The following is a 344-nucleotide window of genomic DNA, read 5'->3' as shown; positions in this document are numbered from 1 at the left end:
GACATTCTGCCCGTCGACCGTGATCTGCGCGACCGACGTATCGTTGTAGGTGAAGTTCACCTGCGCGCCGAGACCGAACGGCAGCGTGTGCTGCGCGTACACCTCGACACCCTGCGACCGCGCGTTGGAGCCGTTGGCGACCGTGCTGTACGGCTGGATCAGAACCTGCTCGCCGTTCACCGTCTGCGTCACGTCGAGCACCAGCGGCACGATGAAGTCCGACACGTCTTTGCGGAACAGCGTCGCGCCCAGCACCGACCCGCGCTTGAAATACCATTCGATGCCGATGTCGTACTGCCACGCCTTGAACGGGTTGAGCGCACTGTTGCCGCCCGATCCGGACC

At 64.0% G+C, this 344-nt stretch carries 1 protein-coding gene; it reads right to left on the bottom strand.

Annotated features, from left to right (window positions below; genetic code table 11):
* Positions 1 to 344 (bottom strand): TonB-dependent receptor domain-containing protein (locus tag AC0IYH_RS30140; protein ID WP_471837781.1); only part of this gene is annotated, 344 nt, incomplete at both ends.

The organism is Pseudomonas sp. AC463, from assembly GCF_979253585.1.
This window is presented reverse-complemented; position numbering and strand designations above follow the sequence as displayed.